This window comes from Streptomyces sp. NPDC026538 (assembly GCF_055567535.1).
In genome coordinates, this window is record NZ_JBVHQG010000008.1 from 81,715 (window position 1) to 98,161 (window position 16,447).

14 protein-coding genes and 1 pseudogene are annotated in these 16,447 nt (G+C 71.2%); 7 read left to right on the top strand and 8 right to left on the bottom strand.

Annotation, left to right across the window (positions count from 1 at the left end; translation table 11 throughout):
• Positions 1 to 19: 19 nt before the first annotated feature.
• Together ACZ4N4_RS29855 and ACZ4N4_RS29860 are read right to left on the bottom strand one after the other, a co-directional pair.
• Positions 20 to 2,017, bottom strand: coding sequence for an N-acetylmuramoyl-L-alanine amidase (locus ACZ4N4_RS29855; RefSeq protein WP_467594541.1), 1,998 nt, complete (start codon positions 2,015 to 2,017; stop codon positions 20 to 22).
• A gap of 213 nt (positions 2,018 to 2,230) precedes the next feature.
• Entirely contained in the window at positions 2,231 to 3,751 is a 1,521-nt protein-coding gene (locus tag ACZ4N4_RS29860) for a M1 family metallopeptidase (RefSeq protein ID WP_467594544.1), read from the bottom strand.
• A 130-nt stretch (positions 3,752 to 3,881) separates the two neighbouring features.
• Here ACZ4N4_RS29860 and ACZ4N4_RS29865 point away from each other — a divergent pair, with 130 nt between their 5' ends.
• On the top strand, positions 3,882 to 5,486 hold the full coding sequence (locus ACZ4N4_RS29865) for a peptide-N4-asparagine amidase (RefSeq protein WP_467594547.1): 1,605 nt from the start codon (positions 3,882 to 3,884) through the stop codon (positions 5,484 to 5,486).
• Positions 5,487 to 5,671: 185 nt separating this feature from the next.
• The gene (locus ACZ4N4_RS29870) at positions 5,672 to 7,099 is read left to right on the top strand and encodes a cation:dicarboxylate symporter family transporter (RefSeq protein ID WP_467594549.1); all 1,428 of its coding nucleotides are present in this window, start codon (positions 5,672 to 5,674) and stop codon (positions 7,097 to 7,099) included.
• A 66-nt stretch (positions 7,100 to 7,165) separates the two neighbouring features.
• On the opposite strand, the gene ACZ4N4_RS29875 is transcribed toward ACZ4N4_RS29870, so the two are convergent.
• Positions 7,166 to 7,618: a MarR family winged helix-turn-helix transcriptional regulator gene (locus tag ACZ4N4_RS29875; RefSeq protein ID WP_450764219.1), complete on the bottom strand. Its 453-nt coding sequence runs from the start codon at positions 7,616 to 7,618 to the stop codon at positions 7,166 to 7,168.
• Positions 7,619 to 7,712: 94 nt separating this feature from the next.
• Between ACZ4N4_RS29875 and ACZ4N4_RS29880 the strand changes: the two are divergent.
• Together ACZ4N4_RS29880 and mltG are read left to right on the top strand one after the other, a co-directional pair.
• Positions 7,713 to 9,500, top strand: a pseudogene (locus ACZ4N4_RS29880) (ABC transporter ATP-binding protein); the annotation flags it as partial.
• Between the two features lie 338 nt (positions 9,501 to 9,838).
• On the top strand, positions 9,839 to 10,681 hold the full coding sequence (mltG, locus tag ACZ4N4_RS29885; RefSeq protein ID WP_467594552.1) for an endolytic transglycosylase MltG: 843 nt from the start codon (positions 9,839 to 9,841) through the stop codon (positions 10,679 to 10,681).
• A 33-nt stretch (positions 10,682 to 10,714) separates the two neighbouring features.
• On the opposite strand, the gene ACZ4N4_RS29890 is transcribed toward mltG, so the two are convergent.
• On the bottom strand, positions 10,715 to 11,791 hold the full coding sequence (locus tag ACZ4N4_RS29890) for an NAD(P)-binding domain-containing protein (protein WP_453563959.1): 1,077 nt from the start codon (positions 11,789 to 11,791) through the stop codon (positions 10,715 to 10,717).
• Between the two features lie 85 nt (positions 11,792 to 11,876).
• Here ACZ4N4_RS29890 and ACZ4N4_RS29895 point away from each other — a divergent pair, with 85 nt between their 5' ends.
• Positions 11,877 to 12,299: a secondary thiamine-phosphate synthase enzyme YjbQ gene (locus tag ACZ4N4_RS29895; protein WP_453563961.1), complete on the top strand. Its 423-nt coding sequence runs from the start codon at positions 11,877 to 11,879 to the stop codon at positions 12,297 to 12,299.
• Positions 12,300 to 12,305: 6 nt separating this feature from the next.
• Here the strand turns inward: ACZ4N4_RS29895 and ACZ4N4_RS29900 are convergent, their stop codons facing one another.
• The 4 genes from ACZ4N4_RS29900 to ACZ4N4_RS29915 are packed head-to-tail and all read right to left on the bottom strand — an operon-like array spanning position 12,306 to position 14,351.
• Positions 12,306 to 12,578 (bottom strand): hypothetical protein, encoded by a 273-nt coding sequence (locus ACZ4N4_RS29900; protein ID WP_467594556.1) that lies wholly within the window; start codon positions 12,576 to 12,578, stop codon positions 12,306 to 12,308.
• Positions 12,579 to 12,604: 26 nt separating this feature from the next.
• Positions 12,605 to 13,057: a hypothetical protein gene (locus ACZ4N4_RS29905; RefSeq protein ID WP_453563965.1), complete on the bottom strand. Its 453-nt coding sequence runs from the start codon at positions 13,055 to 13,057 to the stop codon at positions 12,605 to 12,607.
• Positions 13,054 to 14,058, bottom strand: a complete 1,005-nt coding sequence (locus ACZ4N4_RS29910) for a metallophosphoesterase family protein (protein ID WP_467594559.1) — start codon at positions 14,056 to 14,058, stop codon at positions 13,054 to 13,056. The genes ACZ4N4_RS29905 and ACZ4N4_RS29910 overlap by 4 nt, the downstream gene beginning before the upstream one ends.
• Positions 14,055 to 14,351, bottom strand: coding sequence for a plastocyanin/azurin family copper-binding protein (locus ACZ4N4_RS29915; RefSeq protein ID WP_453563969.1), 297 nt, complete (start codon positions 14,349 to 14,351; stop codon positions 14,055 to 14,057). The genes ACZ4N4_RS29910 and ACZ4N4_RS29915 overlap by 4 nt, the downstream gene beginning before the upstream one ends.
• A 617-nt stretch (positions 14,352 to 14,968) precedes the next feature.
• On the opposite strand from ACZ4N4_RS29915, the gene ACZ4N4_RS29920 reads away from it, so the two are divergent.
• The gene (locus ACZ4N4_RS29920) at positions 14,969 to 15,571 is read left to right on the top strand and encodes a sigma-70 family RNA polymerase sigma factor (protein WP_453563971.1); all 603 of its coding nucleotides are present in this window, start codon (positions 14,969 to 14,971) and stop codon (positions 15,569 to 15,571) included.
• 25 nt (positions 15,572 to 15,596) lie between these two features.
• Positions 15,597 to 16,385, top strand: coding sequence for a zf-HC2 domain-containing protein (locus tag ACZ4N4_RS29925; RefSeq protein WP_467594563.1), 789 nt, complete (start codon positions 15,597 to 15,599; stop codon positions 16,383 to 16,385).
• Positions 16,386 to 16,447: the final 62 nt, after the last annotated feature.

Below are 16,447 nucleotides of genomic sequence, written 5' to 3' on the forward strand. Positions count from 1 at the left end.
CCCCGGGTGCCGTGCCGGGTCACCGGCCGGCCGGGGCGGACTGCTGCTCGGGCGCCCCGGCCGTGCCGGTGCTCGCGTGCACCAGGTCCACGTCGTTCGCCCGGACGTAGGCCAGCCGGTGGCCGAACTGAATCTCGTAGTACCTCTCCTGGCCCAGTACCACGGGCTGGGGCGTCCCGGAGAAGGTCGATCTGTCGACATAGGAACTGCCGACACCGGACTGGGTCACGTAGCGCTGGCCCGCGCGCAGGCTGTACGGGAGCGGCGAGTCCGTCTCCTCCTCCATTCCCTCCGGGTAGGCCTCCTCCTCCGGCAGGGCGCGTCCGTACACCGGGATCTCGTCCAGGCCCTCCTTCGGTGTCACCATGCGGCCGCTCGCGCCGACGGCCGTCGGGTGGTCCTTGGGGTTCTTGAACCAGGCCTTGTTGCCCTGGAACCAGATCGCCGTCCACTCGCCCCGGCGGTCGGCGACGGCGAAGGTCTGGCCGGTGGAGACGCGCGAACCGAGGTCGCTGACGTCCTCGGTGGACTCGTCGCCGTCCGGCCTGCGGCCCGGGTCCTGGATCAGCGGGGCGTCGTCGGCCGGTTGGGTGTGCAGGCGGACGGCGCTGGAGCCGTGCGGCTGGCACCGCTTCCCGTCGCCCTCGCACCCGGTGTACCGCGGTTTGTGGGTCGCGTAGTCCGGCAGGATCATCACCATGTCGCTGTCCGGTCCGGCCGTGGCCTTCAACGGCGCGCCGAGCAGGTCGAAGTAGTGCTGCCAGTCCCAGAAGGGACCGGGGTCCTCGTGCATCTCGGGGATGCTGTCGCCGGTCGGGGCCGGCACGTTGTCGTGGCCGAAGATGTGCTGCCGGTCCATCGGGACGCCATACTTCTTCGCCAGGAAGCGCACCAGGCGGGCCGAGGACCGGTACATCTGCTCCGTGTACCAGGTGCCGGGGTGGGCGAGGAACCCCTCGTGTTCGATGCCGATCGAACGACCGTTGACGAACTTGCTGCCCGAGTGCCAGGCCTCGTCCTTGGTCCTGACGTGCTGGGTGACGTGGCCGTCGCTGGAGCGGATCGAGTAGTGCCAGGACGCCTCGGTCGGGTCCTGCACGGTCTTGAACATGTTCGGCAGTGTCGACTCGGTGTCGTGGATGACGATGTACTCGATCTTCTGGTCCCGGGGCCGGTCGGCCAGGTCGTGGTTGCCGTAGTCGCCGTCCTCGTCGATCTCCTCGTAGGGCGCGGCGAGCCAGTCACAGGACAGCTCCCGAGGGCACTCGACCTCCTTGGGCCGGTGCGGGACCTGCGGGCCGGGGTGCGAGCGGACGCCGGGGGAGGCGGCGAGCGTGACCTCCTGGCCTTCGGCGGTGGTGCGGTGCGCTCCCCGGCGGATCAGGGTGAAGACGTCGTCGGCGTACGTCGTGGCCGTGGCGATGTCACGGGTGCCGGGGAAACGTTCCACCGCCTGCCACCAGTCCTCCGGGTTGTTGCTGAGCGGCTTGCCGAGATGCCGTTGTGCGGCGGCCAGCAGGGCCGCGCCGCCGCGTACGTTGGCGACGGCGTCCGTCCGCAGCGCCGCGGGCGGGACCTTGATCAGCCGTGCGGCGCGTTCCAGGTCCGCCGGCTGCACGGCGTGCCCGCCCGCGGCGAACACCGTCCCCGCGAGGGGGCTGTTCCCAGGGCCGTCCGGCGCCGCCGGCGCCGGCGCCGCCGCCGGGGCGGGGGCGCGGCCGCTGCCGGTCTCCACCAGATGCATCGGCCCGTAGCCGCCCGCGACGCTGGGGGTGCCCGGGTGGGAGTCCCAGCGCGACTGCATGTAGGACACGCTCAGAAGCACACTGCGCGGCACGTGGAACTCGCGGGCGGCATCGGTGAAGGCGTTCTGCAGGCGCTGGTCCTGCGCCTCGTCGGCGCCCGACGCCGGGAGGATCAGCAGCGGTGGCAGCAGCGCGGCCGTCGCGAGCAGACAGGCCGTCAGTCGGCAGTTCCGCAGGGCGCCGGGCACACGTGGGGCGACAGTTCTTCTCATACCGGAGGGTCTCCAACCGCTTGCTGAGGGTCTCCAACCACGCTCGTCGCAACCAGGGCGAAGGGATCGCCCTTAACGTCACCCCCCGTACGTTTCCGTGTTCGGCGCGGCACGGCGCGCCGAACGTCAACCGGGTGGACCAGCGGTCCGGCAGAGGCCACCCGGTCGGCGGCAGCGGATCGCGTCCGAGGGACGGTCGCCGGACGTCCCGACTCAGTCCTCGACCGGGTCCACCCGCCAGTCGGGATGCCCGGGCATCGGCGGGGTGTCCGGGCCGTACAGCCAGGGCGTCAGAAAGGGCGTCAGATCCTCGCCCGCGACCTCGGAGGCGAGCGCGACGAAGTCCTTGGTGCCGGCCGCGCGGCCCCGGTACCTGGTCACCCAGGTGCGCTCGATCCGGTCGAACGTTTCGTCACCGACCTTCTCCCGCAGGGCGTACAGAACCAGCGCCGAACCGTCGTACCGCATCACCTTGAACAGCGTCGGCTCCGTCGGCTCGGCGGGGGCTCCGTCGTCGTGGCGCCACTGGTCGTGCTGCTCGTACGCGTCCCGCATGGCGTCCTCCATGCGGACGCCGCCGTGCTCGTCGGAGTACAGCCGCTCGTAGAACCGGGCATGACCCTCACTCAGCCACAGGTCGGACCACCGCCGGATGGCGACGCTGTCCCCGGTCCAGTGGTGGGTCAGCTCGTGGACGAGATTGCGTTCGGCGTCGACCCGGTCGCCGAGCAGGTCGTCCTTGGGCACGACGGACAGCGACTGCGTCTCCAGCGCCACCGGCAGGTCGGTGTCCCCGACCAGCACGCCGTAGCGGCGGAACGGGTACGGGCCGAGCCGCCGTTCCAGCCAGGCGAGGTGCTCCGGCGTGAGCGCGCGGTCGGCCTCGGTGTCCGCGACCAGGCCGTCCGGCACCACGTCCCGGACGGGCAGGCCGCGTGGGCCCGTGCTGTCGACGACCGTGAACCTCCCGATCGCCACCTGGATCAGCTGGGCCGCGATGGGCTCCTCGGAGTCGTACGTCCAGCGCACGCGCCCGCCCGGCCGCTGGGCACGGTCGACGAGCCGGCCGTTGGCCACCGCGCGGAGCCCCGCGGGGGTGGTGATGCGGAAGGTGACCGGGGCTCGCAGGCTGGGGTGGTCGTCCACCGGGAAGACCAGTTTGGCGCCGTCGGGCTGCGCACAGAGCAGGGTGCCGTCGGCGGTGGGGACCCAGCCGTACTCCCGGATCGCGTCGCCGCGCCGCCGGCGTTGGGTAGGGTCGGCGGTGTAGGTGACGCGGACGGCGAACGCGTGGCCGCGGGGGATCGGTCGCGCGGGCGTGACGACGAGTTCGTCACCGTCCCGTACGGCGCCGGCCGGTGCGCCGTCGACGGTGACCTTGTGCAGGGTGTTGCCGGCGAAGTCCAGGTCGAACCGGGACAGGGCCTGGGTGGCGGTGGCGCTGATGGTGGCGCCGGCCTCGAACGGCGTCTCGGGCGCCCGCCAGTCGAAGTCGAGCGTGTAACGGCGCACCGTGTAGCCGCCGTTGCCGTCCAGCGGCATCAGCGGGTCGCCGATGCCCGGGGCGCCGGGCGCCGGGGCCGGGTCGGAGGCGGCGGCCGAGGGGCCGGGGGCGGGGGAGCCGTGGCTCCGGTGCGGGAGGTCGGCGAGCACGGCGTCGCAGGTGAGGGCGACGGCACCGCCGAGGGCGAGGGCGAGGGCCGCGCGACGGACGCGAGCGGTCGTGATCTCCATGGGAGCACTGTGTCAGTAAGATCCGCTTATAGCACTTTTTGTTCTCCTGGCGTGGGTCCACGCGGGTCGCGGAGCGGTCGGCCGGTCTCCTCATTGCGGCCGGCGGCCAACTCCCCGTAGAACACCGGCCATGAGAAGACGGATCGTCATGTCCATGCTTGCCGGGCTGGCCGGGGTGCCCCTCCTGGTGAGCGCGCTCCTCGGTACGGGTGCCTCCGCCGCCGTAGCCGCCGACGTCCCGGCGGAGTTCGGCACCGACTGGCACGACCCGGTGACCGCCGCCCCACCGGTGTCCGTGCCCAAGGGCGCGAAGTCCTGCCAAGTCACCCTGGCGGAGGCCCAGTTCCGTGACTTCATGCCGTACCGGGGCACCTACACGCCACCCCAGGGCTGCGGCGACCGCTGGAGCAAGGTGGTGCTGCGGCTCGACGGCAAGGTGAAGGGCCGTCAGTACGACCGGCTCGGCTATCTGCACGTCGGAGGCGTCGAGGTGCTGCGCACCTCCACCCCCGAGCCCTCGCCCGACGGCATCGAGTGGCACGTGGAGAAGGACGTCACCCGCTACAGCGACACCTTCCGCGGCACGCAGGACGTCGAGATGCTGATCGGCAACGTCGTCGACGACACGTACACCGGCGTCATCGACGTCAAGGTCACGCTCACGTTCTACGCGGGGCGCCCCCGGGCCACGGTCCCCGACAAGGTGCTCACCCTGGACGGCGGTACCACCCTCACCGCCCCGCGCAACAGCGAGCGCATCGTCGCCGAGGTGTACGCCACCGGGTCCGGCGGTGGTTGCGAGGAGTTCTGGTATCTGACGGTGGCCGACCCGGCGTCGTACTCCTGCAAGGCGGACAAGGGGCCGTACCGCGAGGTGCAGATCGCGGTGGACGGCCGGCCGGCCGGAATCGCCGCGCCGTTCCCGAACGTGTGGACCGGCGGCTGGTCCAACCCCTTCCTCTGGTACGTCGTTCCGGGCCCCCGCGCCTTCGACGTCAAGCCGATCGAATACGACCTGACGCCGTTCGCCGGGCTTCTCGACGACGGCCGCCCGCACCGGGTCGAGGTCTCCGTCGCCGGGGTGCCCGAGGGCCAGGCCGGCTGGAGCGCCCCCGTGAACGTGCTGGTCTGGCAGGACGCGCACCGCGCCCACGTCACCGGCGAGCTGACCGCGGTCAGGGCCTCCGACCCCGTCAACTCCTCGGTGTACACCCCGGGCTCCGGGGAGTACCGGGTCGACACCGACGCCGGGCACCGGCTGACCGTCTCCGGGTATGTCGACACCTCGCACGGCCGGGTGACCACCACCGTCAGCCGGACGCTGGCCAACACGTCCGCGCACCGCTGGAACAACGGTGAGACGACGGACGCGCTCGACGCCGTCTGGACGGACGACCAGAACGTCACGGTGAAGGCGGCCGGGAGGTCCCGGACGACACGCACCGACCGGACGTACACGATGAACGGCGCCACCACCGTCGGCACCGACGATCGCCTGCGCACCGAACTCACCCTCGGCGACCGGGCGGCGGTCCGCCGGCCCGGGCGCGGATGGTCGCGGCTGGACGACACCTACCGCGGTGACGCGACGTACACCCTGAATGTGCCGCGCGACCAGCGGCACGCGGTCGGTACGTCGAGCGAGCGCTACCGGCTGTACGGGTCCGGCGGATGCTACGACCGCTCGCTCGCCACCGAACAGGGGGTGCTGACGGAGGACCGCAGCGGCTGCTGAACCGATTGGTGCGATGCGTCACCAGGCGCGTGATTTACACGGCTGATACCCGGTGGTCTCGGACGGGATCAAGAAACCCTCCAGAGTGATCGACACGGAAACCGCTTTCCGTATGGCAGAAGTCCCGCTGTCGCGGAAGTCCCGCTCGGCTTCCGCGAGTCGACCCCCCCACACCAGGAGTGCCCGTGCCGCAGTCCGTACCGTCCCTGCCGCGACGCGCCGCACGCATACTGCGTACCTCTCTCTTCGCGCAGGTCGCCTGCGCGCTCGTGCTCGGAATCGTCGTCGGGAGGCTGTGGCCCGGCTTCGCCTCGGACCTGCAGCCGCTCGGCGACGGTTTCACCCGGCTCATCAAGACGATCATCTCCCCGCTGGTGTTCTGCGTGGTCGTCGTCGGCATCGCCAAGGCCGGTGATCTGAAGGCCTTCGGGCGGATCGGGCTCAAGGCCCTGATCTGGTTCGAGGTGGCGAGCACGCTCGCGCTGGTCATCGGCCTGGTCGCCGCCAACGTCGTCCAGCCGGGCTCCGGAATGCATGTCGACCCGGCCACACTGAGCGCCAAGGCGGTCGACGCGAAGACGGGCGGCGGCTCGTTGCCCTCGACGACCGAGTTCGTCCTGGAAGCCCTGCCCACCAGTTTCATCGGCGCCTTCGCCGACAACTCCCTGCTCCAGGTGCTCGTCCTGGCCTGCCTGGTGGGCGCGGCCCTGCTCCACCTCGGCCACACCAAGGTGCCGCAGGTGCTGCCGGCCATCGAGCAGGCGCAGGAGATCATCTTCGCGATCGTCGGCTTCGTGATGCGCCTCGCGCCGATCGCCGTCTTCGGTGCGATGGCCGTGCTGATCGGCCAGTACGGCCTCGGTGTCATCGAGACCTACGCCAAGCTGATCGTCCTGTGCTACGCGGCCGCGGCGCTCTTCGTCGCCCTGCTGGCGGTAGCCCTGAAGGCGCTCACCGGGCTCAGCCTCTGGAAGTTCGTCCGCTACATCCGCGAGGAACTGCTGCTCGCACTGGGCACCGCCTCCACGGAGTCCGTGCTGCCGCGCGTGATGCAGAAGCTGCGCAGGGCGGGCGCCCGCGACGACGCCGTCGGCCTGGTGCTGCCCACCGGGTACTCCTTCAACCTCGACGGTGCCTCGCTCTACCTCTCCATCGGCACCCTGTTCATCGCCCAGGCGGTGGGTGTCGACCTGAGCCTGGGTCAGCAGATCACCGTGGTCCTGGTGCTGATGCTCACCAGCAAGGGCATGGCCGGCATCCCCGGTTCGGCCTTCCTCGCCCTGTCCGCGACCGCCTCCTCGCTCGGGGCGATCCCGGCCGGTGCCGTCGCCCTGCTGCTCGGCGTCGACCGCATCATGGACTCGATGCGCGTCGTCACCAACCTGCTCGGCAACTGCGTCGCCGTCTTCGCGGTCTCCCGCTGGGAGGGCGCGCTGGACGTCGCGCGGGCGAAGAAGGTGCTGGGCGATGAGGACGCGGCCACCGACGTCCCGGTCACCGACGCTGCGCCCGCCGACGTTGCGCCCGCCGATGTCGCGGTCGCCGAAGTCGCGGTCACCGAGGCCGAGGTGCCCGCGCAGGTGCCGGACAAGGAGTCCGTGTCCGAACGCTGACGTGCGGAATGCGGAAGGAGAGCGGCTCCCCTCCCAAATCCCGGAGGGGAGCCGCTTCGTCGTGTCTCAGCAGTGCTTCGCGACCGCAGCCCCGTCGACCAGCGTGTCCAGCAGGCCGCCCAGCACCTCCCGCTGCTCCTCCGACAGCGGAGCCAGGATCTCCTCGGCCGCGGACCTCCGGGCCGCCCGCAGCTCGCGCAGGGTCTCGTGCCCCTCGTCCGTGATCTCGATCCGGGTCACCCGGCGGTTCGTCGGATCCGGCACCCGGCACACCTTGCCGCTCGCCTCCAGGCCGTCGACCAGCGTCGTCACCGCGCGCGGCACCACCTCCAGCCGCTCGGCGAGGTCGGCCATGCGCGGGGGAGCGTCGTAGTGCGCGAGGGTGCGCAGCAGCCGAGACTGGGCCGGGGTGACGCCCAGATCCCGCGCCTGCAGATGGCGCTTCTGGATACGCCACACCCGGCGTGTCAGGCGTAGCAGCTGCTCGGCGAGCGGGCCGTCGGAGTCGGGGGTGCTCATACGGGAACAATATCAGGACTATGTTCATTGTGAGTATAGGTAACAGTGAGCTATGCTCCGTGAATCCGTACACACCACACCCTCCGTAGGAGCCATGCCCCGAGACGAGATCAACTGGACCCCCGACAGCACTTCGGCCGGACAACCCCGCCAGGTGCGCCGTATCCTCCGCCTCTTCCGCCCCTACCGCGGCCGGCTCGCCATCGTCGGCCTGCTGGTCGGCGCCGCCTCGCTGGTCTCGGTCGCCACCCCCTTCCTCCTGAAGGCGATCCTCGACACCGCGATCCCGCAGGGCCGCACCGGACTGCTCAGCCTGCTGGCCCTGGGCATGATCCTCAGCGCCGTCCTCACCAGCATCTTCGGCGTCCTGCAGACGCTGATATCCACCACCGTCGGCCAGCGCGTCATGCACGACCTGCGCACCGCCGTCTACGGCCGCCTGCAGCGCATGTCGCTCGCCTTCTTCACCCGCACCCGCACCGGCGAGGTGCAGTCCCGCATAGCCAACGACATCGGCGGCATGCAGGCCACCGTCACCTCGACGGCCACCTCCCTGGTCTCCAACCTGACCAGCGTGGTCGCCACGATCGTCGCGATGCTCGCCCTCGACTGGCGGCTCACCATCGTGTCGATGGTCCTGCTCCCGGCCTTCGTGTGGATCAGCCGCCGGGTCGGCAAGGAGCGCAAGAAGATCACCACCGAACGCCAGAAGCAGATGGCGGCGATGGCCGCCACGGTCACCGAGTCGCTCTCCGTCAGCGGCATCCTGCTCGGCCGGACCATGGGCCGCGCCGACTCGCTCACCGCCTCCTTCTCGGACGAGTCCGAGCAACTCGTCGACCTGGAAGTACGCTCCAACATGGCCGGCCGCTGGCGGATGGCCGTGATCACGATCGTGATGGCCGCGATGCCCGCCGTCATCTACTGGACCGCCGGTATGGCCCTCCGTCTGGACGGCCCGAAGATCTCGCTCGGCACCATCGTCGCCTTCGTCTCGCTCCAGCAGGGCCTGTTCCGCCCGGCCGTGAGCCTGCTGCAGACGGGCGTCCAGATCCAGACCTCGCTCGCCCTCTTCCAGCGCATCTTCGAGTACCTCGACCTGCCCATCGACATCACCGAGCGGGACGAGCCGGTCCACCTCGACCGGGTGAAGGGCGAGGTGCGCTTCGAGAAGGTCGAGTTCCGCTACGACGACAAGAGCGGCCCCGTCCTCGACGGCATCGACCTCACCGTCCCGGCCGGCGGCAGCCTGGCGGTCGTCGGACCGACCGGCGCCGGCAAGTCCACGCTCGGCTACCTGGTGCCCAGGCTCTACGACGTCACCGGCGGCCGGGTCACCCTGGACGGCGTCGACGTCCGGGACCTCGACTTCGACACCCTCGCCCGCGCGGTCGGCGTCGTCTCCCAGGAGACGTACCTCTTCCATGCCTCGGTCGCCGACAACCTGCGCTTCGCCAAGCCGGACGCCACCGACGAGGAACTCCACGCGGCCGCCCGCGCGGCCCAGATCCACGACCACATCGCCGCCCTGCCCGACGGCTACGACACCGTCGTCGGCGAACGCGGTCACCGCTTCTCCGGCGGTGAGAAGCAGCGGCTGGCCATCGCGCGCACCATCCTGCGCGACCCGCCGGTCCTCATCCTCGACGAGGCGACCAGCGCTCTGGACAACCGCACCGAACACGCCGTCCAGGAAGCCATCGACGCCCTGTCGGCCAACCGGACGACCCTCACCATCGCCCACCGGCTGTCCACCATCCGCGGCGCCGACCAGATCGTCGTCCTCGACTCCGGCCAGGTGGCCGAACGGGGCACGCACGAGGAGCTGCTGGAACTCGACGGACGGTACGCGGCGCTGGTGCGCCGGGACGCCCGAGTGGAGACGGCGGCGGCAGCGGAGACGGCGGGCGAGGGGCCGGCCGGGACCGACGCCGCGGCCCAGTGGGAGACGGCCAGACGGCCGGGGCGCCGACGAGGCGAACGGGGGCGTCAGTGGGTGACTCCGCCGACGAGCTGAAGTCGGCAGGTCGCGTTCCGCAAGTCGCCTTCGGCGAGCCGAAGGCGACAAGATGAGGTCGACAAGCTGACGATATGTCGGGTTTAGGGCTTTATGCGGGCTAACGTTCCCGCATGCAGATGAACACTCCGCGACGGAAAGCGGTCCGAGGGAGCGCGGTCCGACGGAACACGATCAGGCCGGGGGTGATCCGGCGGAACAGGATGCGGCTGACGCGTCGGGGCAGGCTCCTCCTCGTCGCGGCCGTCGCCGTCGTGGCGGGCGCCGCCGTGACGGTGCCGCTGCTGTTCCTGGCCCACGGCGCGGCCGTCAGGTCCGCCACCCTGGTCATCCCCGAGGGCTGGCGCGCGTCCCAGATCTACGACGCCGTCGACAAGGCGCTCGCCCTGCCCGCCGGCAGCACCAGGCGGTCCGTGGGCACCGCGGGCCTGAAGCTGCCCGGCGACGCCGGGGGCAACCCCGAGGGTTACCTCTTCCCTGCCACCTATCCCCTGGACAAGGGCGCGACCCCGCAGTCCGTGCTGCGGTTCATGGTCGACACCGCCAACCAGCGGTTCGACAGGGCGCCCGTCGCGGCCGGTGCGCAGCGCGACGCGATGAACGTCTACCAGGCGGTGACCATCGCCAGCATCGTCCAGGCCGAGGCGGCGAACAAGGCCGACATGGGGAAGGTGGCCCGGGTCGTCTTCAACCGGCTGCAGAGCGGCATGCCGCTGCAGATGGACTCCACCCTCAACTACGGCCTCAACCGCAGCACCCTCGACACCACGGCGGACGACACCCGTGTCGAGAACCCGTACAACTCCTACCAGCGCATGGGCCTGCCGCCCAGCCCGATCGACAACCCCGGTGAGGACGCCATGCGCGCCGCGATGAACCCGACGCCGGGGAACTGGCTGTACTTCGTCACGGTCAAGCCGGGGGACACGCGCTTCACCGCCGACTACGCAGAGCACCAGCGCAATGTGGCCGACTTCAACGCGGAGCGGAAGAGGCAGGCCCAGCGGTCACCGCAGTCACCGCAGGCCTCGCAGTCGTCCGGCTGAGGCGCCGGCACGTCACGCGCAAGGCCGCACACCTCACGCGGCGACCGGTTCCCCCGCGAGCAGCCGCCTGATGTCACGGACCGCTTCGCGGCCCGCGCGGTTGGCGCCGATGGTGCTGGCCGAGGGGCCGTATCCCACGAGGTGGACCCGCGGATCCACGACCGAACGGGTCCCCTCGACGCGGATCCCGCCGCCCGGCTCGCGCAGCCGCAGCGGCGTCAGATGGTCGAGGGCGGCGCGGAAACCGGTCGCCCACAGGATGACGTCGGCGTCGGCATGCCGGCCGTCGTTCCATGCCACCCCGTCCGGAGTGAGGCGGTCGAACATCGGCTGCCGGTCCAGGACACCGTCCTTCAGACCCTGCCGGATGGCGTCGTTGAGGGGCAGCCCGGTCACCGAGACCACGCTCCGCGGCGGCAGCCCCTGCCGTACCCGCTCCTCCACCAGCGCCACCGCGGCCCGGCCCGCGCCCTCGTCGAAGGGCCCCTCGCGGAAGACCGGCGGCCGCCGGGTGACCCAGGTGGTGGCGGCCGCGTACGGGGCGAGCTCCAGCAGATGCTGGGTGCCGGAGGCCCCGCCGCCCACGACCACCACCCGCTTCCCGGCGAACTCCTCGGGCCCGGCGTACTGCGCGGTGTGCAACTGCCGCCCGCGGAAGGTCTCCTGGCCCGGGTAACGCGGCCAGAACGGCCGGTCCCAGGTGCCGGTGGCGTTGATCAGCGCCCGCGTCGACCAGTCCCCGGCGTCCGTCTCCACGAGCAGCCGTCCGCCCTCGCCCTCGCGTACCGTGCGGACGTTCACCGGGCGCCGTACCCGCAGGCCGAAGGTGTGCTCGTAGGCCGCGAAGTACTCACCGATGACCTCGGCGGACGGCCGCGCGGGATCGGCCCCGGTCAGCTCCATGCCCGGCAGCGCGTGCATCCCGTGGACCTTGCCGTACGTCAGCGACGGCCACCGGAACTGCCAGGCGCCGCCGGGGGCGGGGGAGTGGTCGAGGACCACGAAGTCGCGATCCGGCTCGAAACCGGTGCGGCGCAGGTGATAGGCGCTGGACAGACCCGCCTGACCAGCGCCTATGACGACTACCTCGACCTCGCGCAAGTTGTTCACGCTTCTACCAACAGAGGGCCGGGTGGGGATCTTCCCGGCACTGCCGCCGACGCGGGCGACCCGGCGGATGGGCGAGGATGGGGGCATGTCGGATGCCTTCACCACACGAGTGCTCCAAGTCGCCACCGGGACCCGCGAGCGGGTCGTCGACCTGACCGCCGACTGCGAGGCCTTCCTGCGCGAGGCAGCGGCCGGCCGCGACGGGCTGCTGAACATCTTCACGCCGCACGCGACGGCCGGGATCGCGGTCATCGAGACCGGCGCCGGCAGCGACGACGACCTGCTGGCCGCCCTGCACACCCTGCTCCCCGCCGACGACCGCTGGCAGCACCGGCACGGCAGTCCCGGCCACGGCCGCGATCACGTCCTCCCGGCCTTCGTACCCCCGCACGCCACCCTTCCGGTGATCGACGGCCGGCTGGCGCTGGGCACCTGGCAGTCGGTGTGCCTGGTCGACACGAACAAGGACAACCCCGACCGCCGGGTCCGGTTGAGCTTCCTCGGATGACGGTCGTCAGTTCGGCAGGTGGGGGAGCAGCGCGGCCCGTAGGGCCTGCTCGGTGATCTGGTCGGGAGGACGGTGGAGCGTCCAGCGGTGTGCCTCGCCGTCCATGGGCAGCACGGCGACGACGGTCTTCCGTGGTGGATGGCCGGGTTCGTCGTACTGGAACTGGCGGATGACGACGGCTGTGTCGTCGTCGAGGCCGAGCAGGGCGCGCACGCTGTCCGTCAGCCTGCGCAGGTGTGGGCTCGGTCCGGCGGTCGCTGGGCGTGTTCGCGGTGACATGGGGACTCCCGTGTTCCGTGGTTCCGTCACTTGGGTGGTGTGTGGAGGGTGGCCCGGTCCCAGACCGGTGGCCTGAGGGGAGGCCGGGCAGCACGGCGCCGTCTGGTCACGCTCGCCTGCCGGACGGCGAGGAGCAGCAGGGTCCCGGATTCGGCCAGGAGACTGAGCAGGGCCTGTGGGGCGGGCTGCAGCCCGTGTTCGGTGAATCCGAAGACGCCTACGGTTCGGGAGGCGGCGAACCCGCCGAGGGCGCCCAGTGCCACGCCGCCGGCGGCGACCGTCAGCAGCGGCGGCATCCCGATCAGCAGCAGGGCGGCGACCGCGAAGGACACGCTCGCCTGGACCAGGAACAGGGGACCGATGATGTGGATGAAGCGGTACCCGTCGGCGTAGAGCCGGGCGTGGATGTATCCGCTCGCGGCGAGCGTGGCGGCGGTCGCCACCCGCAGGGCCGGGTCGAGGAGTCTTCCGGGTGTCATGTCAGCCTCTCATCCTTGATCGCCAGCTCCCGGTCGCCCCGGCGGTAGCCGACGGTGCGAATGCCCAGTGCGTCCTTGAGCTGTCGGGCGGGGACGACCTGAGGCGCGGGGGCGGGAGCCCGGCCGGGCTTCGGCAGCGGGTAGGCCGTGGTGGTGGCGGAGTGGAAGGTGATGTTGCCGTCCGTCTTCGTGAACAGCTGGTGCACGTGCCCGTTGAGGCAGGTGACGGAGGAGAAGCGGCGCAGGAGCGCGATGACCTGCAACGCGTCGTCCGTGCTCCAGCCCCACCGCGGGTACATGGCGAACAGCGGGATGTGGCTGAAGACCACGATGGGTGTGTCCGACGGCAGCCCCTTGAGGTCCTTGCGCACGAACTCGATCTGTTCGTGGCCCAGATGACCGAGCTTCTCCAGGCTCAGGGTGTTGACCAGGGCGATGAAGTGCACGCCGTGGGTGTCGAAGCTGTACCAGCCGTCGCCGAGCGTGCCCTTGCCGAAGGTCCGCCGGTAGGCGCGGCCCGCGTCGCCGATGGAGTCGTGCTCGCCGGGCACGGTGAAGACGCGGTCGGTCTCCATGCCGGTCATCATCTGTCCGACCTGGTCGAACTGGGCTGCCGTGGAAAGGTGGGTGAGGTCGCCGCTGTGCATGACGAAGTCGGGCCGGAAACCGAGCGAGTTGACCTGGTGGATCGCTTCGGTGAAGGAGCCGGCCACGTCCGTGTTCGCCGGACCCTGGAAGCCGATGTGGCTGTCGGAGACCTGCACGAAGCGCAGGGCGCCGTTCGCTGTCGTGGCGAGTGCCGCCGGGGCGGCGCCGGCGGCGGTGTCCCTGGAGCCGGCGATGTGACTGACCACCTCGCCACCGGCCACGGTCAGCACCACGGCCCCGCCGAACCATCCTGCATGCCGGAGGAGTTGGCGCCGGGTCATGTCGTGTTCCCGGGAGGGCTGCTCGGTGCCGCCGGTCGGTGCTTCTTGGTGAGGGTCGAGGTACTCGGTCATCGGGTCACCTCCACGGTGGCGGTCATGAACGGATGGATGGTGCAGAGGTAGGCGTAGGTGCCGGGTTGGGTGAACCGGTAGCTGTAGGCGGCGTGGGTGGTCAGGGCCGCCGAATGCAACGGGCCGCCCGTTCCGGAGCTGGTGACGGTGTGGGGGTCGGTGTCCTGGTTGGTCCAGGTCACCGTCGTGCCCACTTTGACCTTCACGGTGGCCGGGGAGAATGCGAAGTTCTTGATCGCTACGGCGTTCCCGGCCACCGGCTCGGTCGGCGTTCCGGTGCTCGGGGCGCTCATGGGCATGCTCATGTTGGGCATGGGTGAGGCGCCGCGAGCGGAGCGTGCAGCACTTTCCGGTCCGGAGGCGCCGGGCATCCCGGCCGTCCGATGCTGGCCCTGCCCCGGCGTGACGGCGCCGGCGCCGGAGGGTGAGGAATGCGACGACTGGCCGCATGCGCTCAGGAGCCCCAGCGCGCCGGCGGTGGCGGCGGAGGCGACGGCAAGTCCGGCCGCGGTGCGTGACCGCCGGCCGGGTGTACGAAGGTACGGGTACATGCTGTTCGTTCCTCATGATCGGGTTGAGATGGGCGGTACGCCGACCGAGTGCGCGGACGAAGCGAAGTCTCGGGCGGTAGGCGGCAGTTCCCTGTCCGAGGGCCGGGATCGGCCTGAGGTGCGGGCAAGGCGTGCCGCGTACTTCGGCTCTTGTGTGACTCCACGGGCGGCGGGAGCGAACGGTTCGGTCGGTTCACACCTTTTTGTGGTGTTTTCTCGTGGCGCTTTCTTGCGACCGCCGCGGGCTGGTCGGGCCGCCGGCGTCCCGCACGCGTGAGCCTGGCGGCGCTCACGGAGGGTGATCGCGCCGATGCGGTGCATCACAGGACAAAGGCGTAAGTGTGAGCGACGATCGTCTTATGTCCTGGCGTTCCCGAAAACGTGGCCCGAGGACCGATCCGGATCGCTCCGCGGACCGTGTCTCTGGTACAGGGACACTTTCGACCACGGACGAGGAACTGCTGCGCACCCTGTATGTCGAGCACGCGGGGCCACTGCTCCACTACGCGCTCCGGCTGACCTCGGGTGACCGGCAATGGGCGGAGGACGTCGTGCAGGAGACGTTGCTGCGGGCATGGCAGCATCCCGACGCGTTCGAGCCCGCACGAGGCCCGGCCCGGGCGTGGCTGTGCACGGTCGCCCGGCACCTGGTCATCGATGCCCACCGGGCCCGGCAGGCCAGGCCGGCCGAGGTCGGCGGCGAGGCGCTCGAGCGGGCCGCGGAGCAGGCGCCGGGCGAGGACGAGATCGAGCAGGCGCTGCAGAGCTGGGCGGTGGCCGACGCCCTCCGGGCGCTGTCCCCGGACCACCGCGCCGTCCTGTTGGAGACCTACTACCGGGGCCGGACCATGGCGGAGGCCGCGCAGGTGCTGGGCATCCCGCTGGGCACCGTGAAGTCGCGGACGTACTACGCCCTGCACGCCCTGCGGCTGGCGCTGCGGGAACGGGGCATCGAGCCATGACCACGCCGTGCGGGAGGTGGCGACCATGAGTGCGGAGTGCGACGCCCTCCGGCTGGCGCTGGGAGGGTACGTCCTGGGCACGCTGCCTCCGGCTGAGATGGAACAGGTGCGTGACCATCTCGAGGGGTGCGCCGAGTGCCGGGCGGAACACGCACAGTTGGCGGGACTGCCCGCACTGCTGGCGACGGTGACCGCGACCGAAGCCGCAGGCCGGACGGTGCCGGCCGCCGATGAGGACCTGGCGGGCCGGCTGGTGGCGCGGGCGGCCGAGAGTGCGCAGGGCGCCCCGCCCGCTCGGCCTGCCCCGAGCGAGGTGCCGCCGGCGCGCGAGGCGGGGGTGCTGGAGAGGTTGCTGCGGCAAGCCGCGGCCCGGCGCCGCAGGACGTGGCGGCTGCAGTTGGCGGGCGCCGCCGCCTCCCTGATGCTCACGGCGGGAGCGGTCGCCGGCACCTGGTTGGCGACCGCCGGGTCGCTGAGCAGTGAGGCGAAGCAGCCGGGACCGACCGCGACTGCTCCCGTGCGCACCTTCTCCGGAAACGATCCCACCACCGGCGTCACCGCCTCGGTGAAGGTCTCACCCTCTGCCTGGGGCAGCGTCCTGCTGGTCTCCGCCAAGGGAGCGCCGGCCGGGATCACCTGCCGACTGCAGGCGGTCGGGCGCGGCGGGGTCCGGGCGGACGGCGCCACCTGGCGGGCGGGCGAATACCCTCCTGGCACCACGGTCCCCGGTGCGGTCCCCATGTCTCCGAGTGCCATCGAGCACTTCGAGATCGTCGCCGGCAACGGTCAGAAGCTCGTCACGGTCCGGGCGTGAGGTCGCGAGGGGTCCGCACGCCCCTGGGGCTGCTCGGCGCGTCGGTGTCCGGTCAGGGGACA

What these genes read in the sequence shown, in the direction of transcription:
- ACZ4N4_RS29855 (WP_467594541.1), bottom strand. Translation starts at nt 2,017, where the DNA reads ATGAGAAGAACTGTCGCCCCACGTGTGCCCGGCGCCCTGCGGAACTGC.
- ACZ4N4_RS29860 (WP_467594544.1), bottom strand. Translation starts at nt 3,751, where the DNA reads ATGGAGATCACGACCGCTCGCGTCCGTCGCGCGGCCCTCGCCCTCGCC.
- ACZ4N4_RS29865 (WP_467594547.1), top strand. Translation starts at nt 3,882, where the DNA reads ATGAGAAGACGGATCGTCATGTCCATGCTTGCCGGGCTGGCCGGGGTG.
- ACZ4N4_RS29875 (WP_450764219.1), bottom strand. Translation starts at nt 7,618, where the DNA reads ATGAGCACCCCCGACTCCGACGGCCCGCTCGCCGAGCAGCTGCTACGC.
- mltG (WP_467594552.1), top strand. Translation starts at nt 9,839, where the DNA reads ATGCGGCTGACGCGTCGGGGCAGGCTCCTCCTCGTCGCGGCCGTCGCC.
- ACZ4N4_RS29895 (WP_453563961.1), top strand. Translation starts at nt 11,877, where the DNA reads ATGTCGGATGCCTTCACCACACGAGTGCTCCAAGTCGCCACCGGGACC.
- ACZ4N4_RS29900 (WP_467594556.1), bottom strand. Translation starts at nt 12,578, where the DNA reads ATGTCACCGCGAACACGCCCAGCGACCGCCGGACCGAGCCCACACCTG.
- ACZ4N4_RS29905 (WP_453563965.1), bottom strand. Translation starts at nt 13,057, where the DNA reads ATGACACCCGGAAGACTCCTCGACCCGGCCCTGCGGGTGGCGACCGCC.
- ACZ4N4_RS29910 (WP_467594559.1), bottom strand. Translation starts at nt 14,058, where the DNA reads ATGACCGAGTACCTCGACCCTCACCAAGAAGCACCGACCGGCGGCACC.
- ACZ4N4_RS29915 (WP_453563969.1), bottom strand. Translation starts at nt 14,351, where the DNA reads ATGAGCGCCCCGAGCACCGGAACGCCGACCGAGCCGGTGGCCGGGAAC.
- ACZ4N4_RS29920 (WP_453563971.1), top strand. Translation starts at nt 14,969, where the DNA reads ATGTCCTGGCGTTCCCGAAAACGTGGCCCGAGGACCGATCCGGATCGC.
- ACZ4N4_RS29925 (WP_467594563.1), top strand. Translation starts at nt 15,597, where the DNA reads ATGAGTGCGGAGTGCGACGCCCTCCGGCTGGCGCTGGGAGGGTACGTC.